Raw genomic sequence first — 14,725 nt, 5'->3', positions numbered from 1 at the left:
TCTTCATTATAAGGATTTATGCAGTATGTGGGTTCTGTGCAGGTGTCTGATGCGACGCTGGCGCGTCTTATCAGACCTACAAAACCGTACGCAGCTACATTAATTCCGTCGCTCAAACGCCAGCGCTTTGCGCTCTATCAAACGCATCATCAGCGTCAGCAAGCCGTTAACGATCAGGTAAATAATCCCCGCCGCGCCAAATACCATTACATCGTAGGTGCGTCCGTACAGCAACTGGCTGTAACCCATCACTTCCATCAATGTAATGGTGTATGCCAGAGAGGTACTTTTGAACACCAGCACCACTTCGTTGGAATACGACGAGAGTGAGCGTTTAAACGCATACGGCAGCAGGATCGCCAGCGTATCTTTTTTGCTCATTCCCAGGGCGCTACAGGACTGCCACTGACCTTCCGGGATCGCACGAATTGCACCGTAAAACAGCTGCGTGGTATACGCCGCACTGTTCAGCGACAACGCAATCAGCGCACATAACCACGGTTCTGACAACAAATGCCACAGTGCCGGATACTCCTGCAACGTCGGGAACTGGCCCGGTCCGTAATAAATCAGGAAGATCTGCACCAACAGCGGCGTACCAGTAAACAGCGTGATATAACCCCGCACCAGCCACACCAGCACCGGCGTTTTCAGCGTCAGGATAATGGTAAAAATCAACGCCAGAATCAGCGCCACAATCAGCGAGGCAACGGTTAGCGTCAGGCTGGTGTGCAGCCCTTTCATCAGTTCGGGTAAATACTCAAACATTAGCTGGGCCTCCGCTCAAAACGTGTCGCGCGCAGGTCAATGCGTTTGAGAATGTACTGACTGAGCAGGGTGATCACCAGGTAAATCGCCGCCGCCACAATGTACCAGGTAAATGGTTCCTGGGTACGGGTAGCGATGCTTTTGGTTTGTAGCATTAAATCATTCACACTAATCAAACTGACCAGCGCGGTATCTTTCAGCAGCACCAGCCACTGGTTACCGAGGCCAGGCAACGCATGACGCCACATCTGCGGCATCACCAGACGAAAGAAAATGGCCGATTTCGACAGCCCCAGCGCCTGACCCGATTCCCACTGACCCACCGGCACAGCTTTCAGTGCGCCACGCAGCGTTTGCGAAGCATAGGCGGCATACAGCAGCGACAGAGCGATAACACCACAAAGGAACGGGCTAACGTCGAAGTTCTCAATGTCCATCTGCACCGGGATCTGCACGATCCCAAGATTGATGGTGAAGCCATCCGAAAGCGTCAGCAGCAGCTGTGAGGAGCCAAAATAGATAAACAGCACCACCAGAATTTCTGGCAGGCCGCGCAGAACCGTCACTAGCGCTGAACCTGCCCACGCGACAGGACGCCATTTTGCCGACTCCCACACCGCAAAGAACATCGCCAGCGCCAGCCCGACAATCAATGCACAAACGGCAAGGCCGACGGTCATCCCGGCGGCGCTTGCTAAAGGGAAAAATTCATTCATCAGGAATTACTTCTGGAACCATTTGTTGTAGATGGTTTCGTAAGTGCCATCTTTCTTCACTTTTTCCAGCGCAGTGTTGAATTTCTGCTGCAGCTCAGTGTTGCCCTGACGTACCGCAATGCCGAGGCCAGTACCGAAGTAATCTTTGTCGGTCACTTTGTCGCCCACTGCCGCCAGTTTCGGGTTATCTTTCAGCCATTCGGTGACTACAGCGGTGTCACCGAATACGCCGTCGATACGACCGTTTTGCAGATCCAGTTTTGCGTTCTGGTAGCTGTCATACGGCACGGTGGTGATTTCCGGATGCTTATCCATAATGAACTTCTGGTGCGTCGTCCCGTTCTGAACGCCGACTTTTTTGCCTTTCAGCTGATCAACGCTGGTGTATTTACCCTGCTGACCCACAAACAGTGCGGAGTTGTCATAGTACGGGGTGGTAAACAGCACCTGCTTTTCACGCTCCGGGGTGATATCCATGCCCGCCATCACCGCTTCTACGCGACGGAATTTCAGGCTTGGGATCAGGCTGTCAAACGCCTGGTTAGAGAAAGTGCAGGTCGCATCAATTTCTTTACACAGCGCCTGTGCCAGGTCGACGTCAAAACCGACGATCTGGTTATTCGCATCCATCGATTCAAACGGAGGATAAGAGGCTTCGGTAGCAAAACGAATGGTTTCGGCAGCTGTGGCGGAAAGACTAAAACCTGCAATTAGCGCGGCAATCAGAACTTTTTTCATTGTTGTTATCCCGAATCTTAGTGAGAGAGATAGTTTTTAAATGCTTCGGTTTGCGGCTCGGTAAAGCAGCTCGCGTCGCCTTGTTCTACGATGTGACCGTTTTCCATATACACCACACGGCTGGCGGTTTTACGCGCCACTTCAACTTCGTGGGTGACGATCACCTGGGTAATATTCGTTTCCGCCAGCTCACGAATAATGCTGACGATTTGTGCGGTAATTTCCGGATCCAGCGCGGCGGTCGGTTCATCAAACAGCAGTACCTGCGGTTCCATCATCAGCGCGCGGGCGATAGCGACACGTTGCTGCTGACCACCAGAAAGGTGCAGCGGGTAACGATCGCTATAAGGTTTGAGACGCAGACGTTCCAGCAGTTTTTCTGCACGGGCCAGTGCCTGATCTTTACTCAACCCCAGCACGCGGCAGGGCGCTTCAATCAGGTTTTGCTGTACCGTCAGATGCGGCCACAGGTTGTATTGCTGAAACACCATGCCAACGTTACGACGCAGCTCGCGGATCGCTTTGTCAGATGGCGTTTTAGTGAAATCGAAATGGTTGCCTGCGATGTTGAGCGTACCGGAGCGCGGCATCTCTAGCAGATTGAGTACACGCAGCAGCGAGCTTTTCCCCGCGCCGCTGGGGCCAAGTAACACCAGCGTTTCGCCTTGCGGGCAATCCAGCGTGATATCGAACAGCGCCTGATGCGCGCCGTAGAAGCAATTAATGCCGTTTAATTGAATACTCATTGACACTCGTATACTGGCAGTCGGATAGCTATTGAAGTCGAAGATAGTACCTTTGACAGAATAATTATGCAATATTTCTGCTTTAAAAGTTAAAAGCCAAGCGCATTATTCAATAAACATAGCACAAAATAACGGCGGCGAAGGGCGACGAGCATAAATGTCGGCATTCTTCACAGAATGCCAGACAATTTATGGGGGTTATCATTTAATCAAGGTTTTAGCGGTTCTCAACGGACTGGCGCAGAGTGCCGGCAGGTGCGTGTACGCTGCCACCTAAATAGCGCACATCGTCGATCACCCAACACTGTCCTTCCTGAATCATCAACACTTCATCCTGCCAGCTCTGGTCGCCTTGTTTCAGATTCACCCGCAGCGGAATATTGCGCGCATCGCGATTTGGGATGGTCGAGGCGCTGGCAACTTGTGCGCTGTCAGGCAAAGTGGTGCGACTGGAGAACGGATCGCTGCTTAATAATTCGCGATGGCTGTTATCGCGGCTGGCATTGCTCAGCAAAGTTGCCAGTTTGTCACTTAAATATGGACGCAGAGCGGTAATGTCGTTACTGCGGTGCGAAATGCGGTAATCATAAAACTGCTGGGCCACGCTGTCAGGTCCGCCCTGAACGCAAGATCCCGTACGGGGGCCATTATCTTTATAGGCAGGCGTGACGGTGGTACAAGCACTGAGTAACAGTGCGCAAGGGATAAGCATAGTCAATTTGCTGTAGCGCATAATGATTTCCTTATAAGCGAACACCTTGAAAGCGTTCTACGATAATAATGATATCCTTTCAATAATAGCGTATCAGTCCGATAATGCTTTGAAGATCGAAGGCTTAGCAAACAAGGAGATCGATCATGCAATTTTCCACAACCCCAACACTTGAAGGCCAGACCATCGTTGAATATTGCGGCGTGGTGACTGGCGAAGCGATTTTAGGCGCTAACATTTTTCGCGATTTCTTTGCGGGTATCCGCGATATCGTTGGCGGACGTTCCGGTGCGTATGAAAAAGAACTGCGTAAAGCGCGGGAGATAGCCTTTGAGGAACTTGGTGAGCAGGCGCGAGCGCTGGGGGCTGACGCCGTGGTCGGCATTGATATCGACTACGAAACGGTCGGGCAAAACGGCAGTATGCTGATGGTTAGCGTCAGCGGAACGGCGGTGAAAACGCGTCGATGAGCAGAGTCTTCTGGCTGGTTGCCGCCGCTTTGTTCCTGGCTGGGTGTGCAGGTGAAAAAGGCATTGTCGAGAAAGAGGGATACCAGCTTGATACCCGACGCCAGGCGCAGGCGGCGTATCCGCGCATTAAAGTGCTGGTGATCCACTACACCGCAGAGGACTTTGATACGTCACTGGCGACACTGACCGATAAGCACGTAAGTTCGCATTATCTGGTTCCTGCCGAGCCACCACTTTACAACGGTAAGCCGCGTATCTGGCAACTGGTACCGGAACAGGAACTGGCCTGGCATGCGGGGATTAGCGCCTGGCGCGGGGCAACGCGCCTTAACGACACCTCTATTGGCATTGAGCTGGAAAATCGTGGCTGGAAAACATCAGCGGGGGTGAAATATTTTGCCCCGTTTGAACCGACACAAATTCAGGCGCTTATTCTACTGGCGAAGGATATTATCGCCCGCTATCACATCAAACCGGAAAACGTAGTGGCTCATGCAGATATTGCGCCGCAGCGCAAAGATGATCCCGGGCCATTATTTCCGTGGCAGCAACTGGCACAAGAGGGGATTGGTGCCTGGCCTGATGCGCAGCGGGTGAACTTTTATCTTGCCGGGCGCGCGCCGCACACACCGGTAGATACCGCCTCATTGCTGGAACTGTTGGCCCGTTACGGCTATGACGTGAAACCAGAAATGACGCCTGGCGAACAGCAACGAGTGATTATGGCGTTCCAGATGCACTTCCGCCCGACGTTATATAACGGCGAAGCGGATGCAGAAACTCTGGCAATTGCACAAGCGTTGCTGGAGAAATACGGTCAGGATTAGCGCGGCAGTTTTCCGTGGTCGCGTAACCAGGCGGCAGTTTTCTCGATCCCTTCATCCAGCGTGATGACAGGCTGATAACCTAACTCTTCCTGTGCACGCGTAATATCCAGCGTAAAGTCAAAATTTAACTTGGAGACGCCGTAGTGGGTTAGCGGCGGCTCTTTCGCTGACTTGCGGCCTAAACGCTCCATGCTGCGGGCGATCATATCCAGCATCGGGTAGGGAATTGAACGAATACGGCAATCAATATTCAGTTCGTCGATGAGCTTCTGCACGATGCTGCGCAGTGTACGATGCTCACCATTGGTAATGTTGTATGCCCTGCCGGACGGCAGTTTGTCGCAGTTTTCCTGGCTCGCCAGCCACATGGCATGCACGGCATTTTCGTAGTAGGTCATATCGACCAGCGCACTGCCGCCATGCGGTAACAGAATGCTGCCGTAGTGGTGCATCATATGCGCCAGGCGGGGGATGAACACTTTATCGTGCGGTCCGAACAGACTCTGTGGGCGCAGAATAGTAAAGCGCGTTTGTGGATTCGCCTGCGAAAGCATATTAATCACTTCTTCGCTGGCAGCTTTGCTGCGGGCAAACTCGTTAGCGAAGCGGTGAGGGCGAAAATCTTCTTTAATATCGCGATGATGGTGATAATCGAAGTACAGGGAGGGGGAAGAAATATGAATAAAGTTACGCACTCCCCAGGCAACAGCCCATTCGCCCAGGCGACGCGTAGCGCGAACGTTGGCCAGGTCGAAAGCCTGCTGCGTTCCCCACGGCGAGGTAAAGCTGGAGCAGTGCCAGAGCGTATCAATGCCTGCGAGCATCACTTTAGCCTGCGATGAGACAAGTTCGGTCAGATCCGCCCGGACAAACTCGGCGCCCATTTTTTCCAGCAATTTGCCCATCGCTTCGTTGCGACCGGTCGCTCTCACGCTGATGCCTTTCTGGCATAAAAATTCAACCGCGTTTCGACCTAAGCCGCTGGTAGCGCCGGTAACCAGTACCTTCATATCATTCCACTGTTGTTGATAAGACGACGTGCGCATTCTTTCGTGATTTCCCCCTTGATGCAATGGGAAACATGAAAGAATCACGCAGGTTTTTTTCGATTAATCTGTGATTTGTTCTGCAAGTCTGGCGATTCGTTTTGCCATGCCGCGAAAAATAAACAGATGTGCAGGGATCATGAAAAGCCAGTAAAACAGGCCTGGCATGCCGTGCGGATGCCAGAAAGCGCGAACGTCTATGGTGCGGTAGTTGCCTTTATCCTCCAGCGTAAAACAAAGCCGCCCCAGTCCCGGTGCTTTCATACCAAATAACAACGTAAGTTGTTTTTCCGCTTCAACGACAATCACTTTCCAGCTATCTACCGCATCTCCCGTCTGCAAATATTCCCGCTCAGGGCGACCTTTCGCCAGTTTATGACCGATCGCGCGGTCCATCAGCGCACGGGTCTGCCACAAAATATTGCCAAAGAAATAACGTTCTTTACCACCGATTTGATTGACTACCCGCCATAGCGCCTGAAGGCTGGCGGACGTTTTAACCGTAAAACCGGCTTGTTTAGCGAAGTAACCGTATTCTGGTCGCCAGCGAGCAAAAGCCTGCGCGTCATATCCCCAGTCGCTGGAGTTGACCAGTTTTTCTTCCTCTTTCAATGTGCGACGTACCGCATCATCGAAAGCGATTAGCGGTTGTGGAATGAGTGCACGTAACGCGGTGTCATCTGCCAGCAGATCGTGTTTCAGCCCCTGAATCAACGCTTTGGCGGTGGTGGGCGGTACGGACGTAATCACATTGAGAAACCACACCGAAATCCAGCGGGTCGGAAAGGGGATGGGGATCAACCAGCGGCGCTTACCACTCACGGTCATAAAATGTTCAAATTGTTGTTGATAACTGAGCACCTCTGGCCCGGCGGCTTCGAAGACCCGATGTTCGCAGGCCAGATGATCTAACAGTGCCACCAGATAGTGCAGCAGGTTTTCCAGCGCAATGGGCGTGGTGCGTGAACGGACCCATCGTGGCGGTGTTAACACTGGCAGGTTGTAAACCATATCGCGCATCACTTCAAACGCCGCTGAACCTGCGCCAACGATAATTCCGGCGCGCAATTCAGTAATCGGCACACCGGCTTCACGCAAAATATCCGCCGTGGCCTGACGGGCGCGCAGATGATCCGACTGCTCATGTGGCGGAGCCTGCAATGAACTGAGAAAGATTAATTGCTTAACTGGTACTTCACGTAGCGCATCGCGGACGTTGAGAGCCACCTGCCGCTCCTGAGCGATAAAATCGCCGCCTTCGCCCATGCTGTGCACCAGAAAATAGACCGTATCGATATCCTGCAACAGGGCCGGAAGATTATCCGGCCAGCTGAGATCGATTTTATGGCAACTGACGTTTGCCAGTTGCAGCTTTGCAAGCCTGTCGACATGACGTGCCGCCGCCAGGATCTGATGCCCTTGCTGGCTGAGTGTGCGCACCAGATGCTGACCAATGTAGCCACTGGCACCGAGAACTAAAATGCGTTGCGGCACGTCTCTCTCCTTAACGCGCCAGGAATGCGCGCCAGTGGGCGGCGACTTCAGCCAGTTGCTCGCGCGAGACGTCGAGATGCGTCACCAGGCGGACAATCGGCGAGGCGTTAATCAGCACGTTTCTCGCTTTCATGTATTCGCCTAACGCGGCAGCATTTTCTTCCCCGACGCGAACAAACAGCATATTGGTGTCCTGACGCATCACATCCGCGCCTGCTTCACGCAGCTGCTCCGCCATCCAGGCGGCGTTATCGTGGTCTTCCTGCAAGCGTGCGACGTTATTTTTCAGCGCATACATCCCGGCGGCTGCCAGAATCCCGGACTGGCGCATCCCGCCACCTGTCATTTTCCGCCAGCGAATGGCACGTTTAATGTAGTCACGGTTACCGACCAGTAACGAACCGACTGGCGTACCAAGACCTTTCGACAGACAAATGGTGAACGAATCACAATATTGCGTGATCTCTTTTAGTTCGCAGCCATAAGCCACGATGGCGTTAAAGATGCGCGCACCGTCAACATGCAGCGCCAGATTGCGCTCACGGGTAAATTCCCATGCTTCTTTCAGGTATTCACGCGGCAGCACTTTGCCGTTGTGGGTGTTTTCGAGACTGAGCAATTTGGTGCGGGCGAAGTGAATATCGTCGGGTTTGATTTTCATCGCCACTTTATCCAGCGGTAACGTGCCGTTGGCGTCAGCGTCGATGGGTTGCGGTTGAATACTGCCCAGCACTGCTGCGCCACCGGCTTCAAACAGATAGTTATGCGCCGCCTGACCGACAATATACTCTTCGCCGCGTTCGCAGTGACTGAGCAGAGCGACCAGGTTGGCCTGAGTGCCGGTAGGCAGAAAAATGGCGGCTTCTTTACCGGAAAGCTCTGCCGCATAGTCCTGCAGAGCATTAACGGTAGGGTCGTCTCCGTAAACGTCGTCCCCAACCGGGGCGGCCATCATCGCTTCGAGCATGGCGCGGCTCGGTCGGGTAACGGTATCACTGCGTAAATCAATCATGGCATGTCCTTATTATGACGGGAAATGCCACCCTTTTTACCTTAGCCAGTTTGTTTTCGCCAGTTCGATTACTTCATCGCCGCGTCCACTGATGATTGCGCGCAGCATATACAGACTAAAACCTTTTGCCTGTTCGAGTTTGATCTGCGGCGGAATGGCTAATTCTTCTTTGGCAACCACCACATCCACCAGCACCGGACCGTCGATGGAGAAAGCGCGTTGCAGGGCTTCATCGACTTCAGCGGCTTTTTCCACGCGAATACCCGTAATGCCGCACGCTTCGGCAATGCGGGCAAAGTTGGTGTCGTGTAGTTCGGTGCCGTCAGTCAAATAGCCACCAGCTTTCATCTCCATCGCCACAAAGCCCAGTACGCTGTTGTTAAAGACGATAATTTTCACTGGTAGCTTCATCTGCACTACTGAGAGGAAATCGCCCATCAACATGCTAAAACCGCCATCGCCGCACATGGCGACCACCTGGCGTTCTGGCTCGCTTGCCTGCGCGCCCAGCGCCTGCGGCATGGCGTTAGCCATCGAACCGTGGTTAAACGAACCTAACAAGCGACGCTTGCCGTTCATTTTCAGATAACGTGCCGCCCATACCGTTGGCGTGCCGACGTCACAGGTAAAGATGGCGTCATCGGCGGCAAAATGACTAATTTGCTGCGCCAGATATTGCGGGTGAATGGCTTTCTCGCTCGGTTTAGCTAAATCGTCCAGCCCTTTTCGGGCGTCGCGGTAATCTTCCAGCGCTTTATCCAGAAACTTGCGATCGGTTTTTTCTTCCACCAGTGGCAGCAATGCGCGCAGGGTTGATTTGATATCGCCGACCAGCGCCATATCTACCTTGCTATGCGCGCCGATGCTGGCTGGGTTGATATCAATCTGAATAATTTTGGCATCGGTCGGGTAGAAGGCGCGGTAGGGAAATTGCGTACCGAGCAGCACTAACGTATCGGCGTTCATCATAGTGTGAAAACCTGACGAGAAGCCGATTAACCCGGTCATTCCGACATCATACGGATTATCGTATTCGACATGCTCTTTACCGCGCAGGGCATGAACAATAGGCGCTTTAATTTTCCCGGCAAACTCAACTAACTCTTTATGCGCCCCCGCGCAGCCGCTGCCACACATCAGGGCGATATTGCTGGAATAACGCAGCAGTTGCGCCAGTTTGCGTAACTCTTCTTCTTCCGGTGTTATGACTGGCTGTGGCGCATGATACCAGTGCGTGGTCGCCCCTTCTGGTGCAGGTTTTAGCGCCACGTCGCCCGGTAACACGACAACGGAAACGCCACGGTTAAGCACCGCTTTGCGCATGGCAATCGCCAGCACTTGTGGGATCTGCTCCGGGCTGGAAACCAGCTCGCAATAGTGACTACATTCGCGGAATAACTCTTGCGGGTGGGTTTCCTGGAAATAGCCGCTGCCAATTTCGCTGGAAGGGATATGGGCGGCAATCGCCAGTACCGGAACGTGATTACGGTGGCAATCGAACAGGCCGTTGATTAAGTGCAGGTTACCGGGGCCGCACGATCCGGCACAGACCGCCAGTTCTCCTGAAAGTTGTGCTTCAGCGCCAGCGGCAAAGGCAGCCACTTCTTCATGGCGGGTAGGCATCCACTCGATGGTGCCCATGCGATTAAGACTGTCACTAAGACCGTTCAGAGAGTCCCCCGTGACTCCCCAGATGCGTTTTACGCCTGCTGATTCGAGTGTTTTGGCGATATAAGCTGCAACCGTTTGTTTCATGGTTTTCCGTCTCCTGAATGTGATAACGGTAACAAGTTTAGTTCATCTGACGGAGGGGGAAGGGATGGGAGAAAAAGGAGGCACTAACGGTTAAACAGCCCGATGACAGGAATATCATCGGGCATAAGGTGATTACGCGAGAACCAAATCCCCCTGCGGATGGCAGGAGCAGGCCAGTACGTAACCTTCAGCGATTTCGGCGTCGGTCAGCGTCATTGTGCTGCTCACCGTATATTCACCGGAAACCACTTTCGTCTTACAGCAGCCGCAAACACCCGCGCGGCAGGCGGCGACAACCGGAACGTTATTGCTTTCCAGCGCCTCCAGCAGCGTGGTGCCAACCGGAGCGTAAAATTCTTGCGCCGGTTGCAGTTTGGTGAATTTCAGACCGCTGGTCGCCGCTTCCGCCACTGGCGTAAAGAATTTCTCTTTAAAGAAACGCGTCACGCCGAGCGCCTTCACTTCCTGTTCCACCCAATCCATATACGGTGCCGGACCACAAGTCATCACGGTACGTGAGGCTAAATCAGGAACGCTTGCCAGCAGTTCACGAGTCAGGCGTCCGGCAACGAACCCCTCGGTAACGTTATTTTCCGCCACCAGTGTTACCGGATAATGACGCCACTCATCGGCGAAAATAACATCCTGCGGCGTACGCACGTTGTAGATCACCTGCACATCGGCCTGCGGACGGTTCTTCGCCAGCCAGCGACGCATCGACATAATCGGTGTGACGCCGCAGCCTGCCGCCAGCAACAGGAATTTATCTTCTGCTTTATCGTCGCAGGTAAATTCCCCCATCGCGTCCGAAAGCCAGAGATAGTCACCGCGTTTTACATCGCGGGTCAGCCACTGGGAGCCGACACCGTCATCAATCCGCCGCACGGTCAGGGTGATATATTCACTCACGCCTGGCGTGGAGGAAATGGTGTATGCACGCAGCGTTTCCGCTGAGTTTCGCACGCTGACCAGTGCATATTGCCCGGCGCGATATGGGTAGTAATCGTGGCAAATCAGGGAAATCGTCCACACATCCGGCGTTTCTTGCGTAATGTGATGAACCTGCATCCGCCACGGGCATTGATTCGTTGGCATCGTCATCGACAAACTCCTTACGCGCTCAACAGTTGCTTCATGTCTTCTTCAACAGTGGTGATAGAACGCAGGCCGAATTTCTCGTTCAGCACCGCCAGCAGATCTGGTGTCAGGAAACCAGGTGCAGTCGGGCCGGTGACGATATTTTTCACACCCAGAGAAAGCAGCGTCAGCAGAATGACAATCGCTTTCTGTTCAAACCAGGAGAGCACCAGCGACAGCGGCAGATCGTTGACACCGCAGCCCAGTTTTTCTGCCAGCGTTACCGCCAGAATAATTGCTGAGTAAGCATCGTTACACTGACCGGCATCCACCAGACGCGGCAGACCTTCGATATCGCCAAACTCAAGTTTGTTAAAGCGATATTTACCACAGGCGAGAGTCAGGATCAGGCAGTCATCCGGCACGCTGGTGGCGAAATCGGTGAAGTAGTGACGCTCGCCGCGTGCGCCGTCACAGCCACCAAGCAGGAAGATATGACGCAGTTTTTCACGGCTCACCAGATCAATCAACGTATCGGCTGCGCCAAGCAGCGTCTGGCGACCAAAGCCCACGGTGATCAGGTGCGGAATTTCGCTGTACGGGAAGCCCGCCATCTGTTGCGCCTGGGCAATGACCGCAGAGAAATCTTCGCCATCCAGATGACGCACACCCGGCCAGCCAACGATGCTGCGGGTCCAGATACGATCGTCATAAGCACCGACGGTTGGGTCGATGATGCAGTTCGAGGTCATCACGATGGGGCCAGGGAAACGAGCGAACTCCACTTGCTGATTCTGCCAGCCGCTGCCGTAGTTACCGACCAGATGCTTGAATTTACGCAACTCCGGGTAGCCGTGGGCAGGCAGCATTTCGCCGTGGGTGTAGACATTAACGCCCGTACCTTCGGTCTGTTCCAGCAGGTTGTAGAGATCTTTGAGATCGTGACCGGAAATCAGGATACATTTGCCCGCCGTCGCTTTGACGTTGACCTGGGTTGGCGTCGGGTGACCGTATTTACCGGTTTCGCCTGCATCCAGAATGCTCATCACTTTGAAGTTCATCTGGCCGATTTCCATTGAACACTCAAGAAGCGCGTTCATATCGGCAGGCCAGGTTCCCAGCCATGCCATGATTTTATGGTACTGGGCATAAATATCGTTGTCGTATTGACCGAGAACGTGGGCGTGTTCCATATAGGCCGCCGCACCTTTCAGGCCATACAGGCACAGCAGACGCAGGCCGAGAATGTTTTCGCCAATCGCCGCTTTATCTTTGTTAGGGGTAAATTCTGCTGCCTGACGTTGCAGTTCGCCGAGATCGTCGCTCACCAGTTGCAGGTCAGCCATCGGGTTATCGACGCGGGCGTTGGCATCTACAGCCAGGCATTGTGCTTTCAGCGCCTCGCGCAGGGCAATCGCTTCACGAGCGTAGCCGACAATACGCGGAGAATCGAAGTTAACGTTGGTCAGGGTTGAGAAAAATGCGCGAGGCGCGAAGCTGTCTACATCGTGGTTGATAATGCCGTATTCACGCGCTTTTACAGCCCAGGCAGAAAGCCCTTGCAGCGCCGCGATGAGTAAATCCTGAAGGTCAGAGGTTTCCGCCGTTTTACCACACATCCCCTGCGCGTATGAGCAGCCGTTTCCTGCCGGAGTACGGATAGTTTGTTCACATTGCACACAAAACATGATCACACCTTTTAAAGTTATATTTAATATACATGTTTAAGGTTAAGACGCTTAACGCGGGGATAAAAGGGATTTTTCATGCAACTTTAAGGGAGATTGATTTAGCGCAATTTTGGCGGTAGGGATCTACCGCCGGAGAGGTATTATGCGGAGAAAAAGGCGATGAGGATCGGCACTAACAGGCTGAGAATAAAACCGTGAACAATCGCTGCCGGGACCATATCCAGCCCACCTGTACGCTGAAGAACGGGCAGGGTGAAATCCATTGATGTGGCACCGCATAAGCCCAGTGCAGTAGAGCGGCTACGGCGAATCAGGCCAGGGATCAACATAATGGCGATCAACTCACGCGCTAAATCATTGAAGAACGCCGCGCTCCCGATTACCGGACCAAAAGATTCGGTCAACAAAATACCGGAAAGAGAATACCAGCCGAAACCGGAGGCCATTGCCAGCGCGGTATTGATGGGGAGATCAAGAATAAAGGCGTTAATTAAACCGCCAATTAAAGAACTGGCAACCACCACCACGGCGACAATCATTCCCCGGCGATTAAGGACAATCTGCTTTAAGGTCATGCCATTGTTACGCAGCTGAATACCGACGAGGAAAAGTAACAGAATTAACGTGTATTCACTGGCTTCGGTCGCGTGCTGTAAAAAACCTAATCCGCTAAGGCCAATAGCAAAACCAATCACCACGACGCCACACAGTTTCAGCGATTCCAGTGCCATCGAAATACGCGACGGCAATTTCTCTTGCTGGTGGCTATTGCGCCACGGCAAACCGCGTTCCAGCCACAGCAAGGCGACAATATTGCACAGTAAAATAATGGTAATACTGACAGCGGAATAATGCAGAATCGCCAACAGGTTACTGGCGAGATTATCGAGAAACGCCAGACTGATACCCATAAAAAAGAGAATGAGATAAACCATCCAGCTTAATAGCTGATTAATGCGTTTTAACGCAGCTTTTTGGCGAAGTGGAATGAGGTAACCCACAATCAGGGGAACCAGAATGATTAACAGCCAGAAAACATGAAAACCCAGTCCTTGCAAAGAAGAAGTCGAAATGCGCGATGACACACTACTGAAAGCGGAAGGACGAGTAAAGTTGCAATTAAAAGGAAATGTTATGCATCAGAGGGGGATTTTTAATTCTCTATGAGTGTTTAGCATTGTTGCGCTCCTTTCATGTGCAATGCCATATAAAGCCACTGGCGCAGGGAGCACGCAGGGGGCGGCCAATCGCCGCCGCCCCCTGCACCCCCGGGCTCTGGCGAACAAAATCGCCGCTGCGCGGTACCTTCAGCTTATCCCCTTCGGCTACCGGGTCGGGCGCGAGGTAACGTATATGGACGCTCCCGGAATGCAATGCTTTCTTCAGTTATGTAATAAAACGGGTAGGTGCAGCCATATATCCGGTTTCTGATGGGATTTTTATCCCGAACCATGATGAAATCCGCCAGGCAGGTACCAATCATCCTCTACGGGCTAACTTGCCCTTGTTACCTCTCGGTGTATCCTGCCTGCGGTCTTACCTGTTTTGCCATCTTCTGAAGTCACCTGCACCTACCAGAACGTTAACTTTTTTTTCAGCACCTCTCAGATTGACTGACCTTGTGTCAGGCGAGCTGCCGAGGTTGATATTCAGTATTGTGTGACAACTTGACC

14 protein-coding genes are annotated in these 14,725 nt (G+C 52.9%); 2 read left to right on the top strand and 12 right to left on the bottom strand.

The genetic code is table 11. The annotated features are described in order from the left end of the window. Positions 1-99 precede the first annotated feature (99 nt). From artM to CRI63_RS01900, 5 genes are all read right to left on the bottom strand, one after another. Positions 100-768, bottom strand: a complete 669-nt coding sequence (artM, locus tag CRI63_RS01920) for an arginine ABC transporter permease ArtM (RefSeq protein WP_000464489.1) — start codon at positions 766-768, stop codon at positions 100-102. After that, complete coding sequence (artQ, locus tag CRI63_RS01915) at positions 768-1,484, bottom strand: arginine ABC transporter permease ArtQ (protein ID WP_130205229.1); 717 nt, start codon at positions 1,482-1,484, stop codon at positions 768-770. Before artQ ends, artM begins: the two co-directional genes overlap by 1 nt. 6 nt (positions 1,485-1,490) lie before the next feature. Beyond that, positions 1,491-2,222, bottom strand: a complete 732-nt coding sequence (artI, locus tag CRI63_RS01910; protein WP_105454365.1) for an arginine ABC transporter substrate-binding protein ArtI — start codon at positions 2,220-2,222, stop codon at positions 1,491-1,493. 17 nt (positions 2,223-2,239) lie between these two features. Continuing rightward, positions 2,240-2,968, bottom strand: a complete 729-nt coding sequence (gene artP / locus CRI63_RS01905; protein ID WP_000027211.1) for an arginine ABC transporter ATP-binding protein ArtP — start codon at positions 2,966-2,968, stop codon at positions 2,240-2,242. Positions 2,969-3,185: 217 nt separating this feature from the next. After that, complete coding sequence (locus CRI63_RS01900; protein ID WP_130205231.1) at positions 3,186-3,701, bottom strand: lipoprotein; 516 nt, start codon at positions 3,699-3,701, stop codon at positions 3,186-3,188. Between the two features lie 125 nt (positions 3,702-3,826). Here CRI63_RS01900 and CRI63_RS01895 point away from each other — a divergent pair, with 125 nt between their 5' ends. Continuing rightward, positions 3,827-4,150, top strand: a complete 324-nt coding sequence (locus tag CRI63_RS01895) for a heavy metal-binding domain-containing protein (RefSeq protein ID WP_001160732.1) — start codon at positions 3,827-3,829, stop codon at positions 4,148-4,150. Next, positions 4,147-4,977 carry an N-acetylmuramoyl-L-alanine amidase gene (locus CRI63_RS01890; RefSeq protein ID WP_135518332.1) on the top strand — a complete coding sequence of 277 codons (831 nt, stop codon included), beginning with the start codon at positions 4,147-4,149 and terminating at the stop codon, positions 4,975-4,977. The genes CRI63_RS01895 and CRI63_RS01890 overlap by 4 nt, the downstream gene beginning before the upstream one ends. On the opposite strand, the gene CRI63_RS01885 is transcribed toward CRI63_RS01890, so the two are convergent. The 7 genes from CRI63_RS01885 to lysO all read right to left on the bottom strand — a co-directional run bounded on the left by CRI63_RS01885 (position 4,974) and on the right by lysO (position 14,101). Beyond that, positions 4,974-5,987 carry an NAD(P)-dependent oxidoreductase gene (locus tag CRI63_RS01885; RefSeq protein WP_130260063.1) on the bottom strand — a complete coding sequence of 338 codons (1,014 nt, stop codon included), beginning with the start codon at positions 5,985-5,987 and terminating at the stop codon, positions 4,974-4,976. The genes CRI63_RS01890 and CRI63_RS01885 overlap by 4 nt on opposite strands. A 99-nt stretch (positions 5,988-6,086) precedes the next feature. Further along, entirely contained in the window at positions 6,087-7,517 is a 1,431-nt protein-coding gene (locus CRI63_RS01880; protein WP_135518330.1) for an SDR family oxidoreductase, read from the bottom strand. Positions 7,518-7,527: 10 nt separating this feature from the next. Then, the gene (ltaE, locus tag CRI63_RS01875) at positions 7,528-8,529 is read right to left on the bottom strand and encodes a low-specificity L-threonine aldolase (protein ID WP_130222137.1); all 1,002 of its coding nucleotides are present in this window, start codon (positions 8,527-8,529) and stop codon (positions 7,528-7,530) included. A gap of 36 nt (positions 8,530-8,565) precedes the next feature. Then, positions 8,566-10,284 carry a ubiquinone-dependent pyruvate dehydrogenase gene (gene poxB, locus CRI63_RS01870; protein WP_135518328.1) on the bottom strand — a complete coding sequence of 573 codons (1,719 nt, stop codon included), beginning with the start codon at positions 10,282-10,284 and terminating at the stop codon, positions 8,566-8,568. 132 nt (positions 10,285-10,416) lie between these two features. Further along, a complete protein-coding gene (gene hcr / locus CRI63_RS01865) occupies positions 10,417-11,385 on the bottom strand; it encodes an NADH oxidoreductase (protein ID WP_135405726.1) in 969 nt (322 codons plus the stop codon). A gap of 11 nt (positions 11,386-11,396) precedes the next feature. Then, positions 11,397-13,049: a hydroxylamine reductase gene (hcp, locus tag CRI63_RS01860; RefSeq protein WP_000458817.1), complete on the bottom strand. Its 1,653-nt coding sequence runs from the start codon at positions 13,047-13,049 to the stop codon at positions 11,397-11,399. A 143-nt stretch (positions 13,050-13,192) separates the two neighbouring features. After that, positions 13,193-14,101, bottom strand: coding sequence for an L-lysine exporter LysO (gene lysO / locus CRI63_RS01855; RefSeq protein ID WP_135518362.1), 909 nt, complete (start codon positions 14,099-14,101; stop codon positions 13,193-13,195). Positions 14,102-14,725: the final 624 nt, after the last annotated feature.

The sequence above is a fragment of the Escherichia sp. E2661 genome (assembly GCF_004745185.1).
Lineage (GTDB): Bacteria > Pseudomonadota > Gammaproteobacteria > Enterobacterales > Enterobacteriaceae > Escherichia.
The sequence above is the reverse complement of the archived record's forward strand: the minus strand, read 5'-3'. Positions and strand labels throughout refer to the sequence as shown.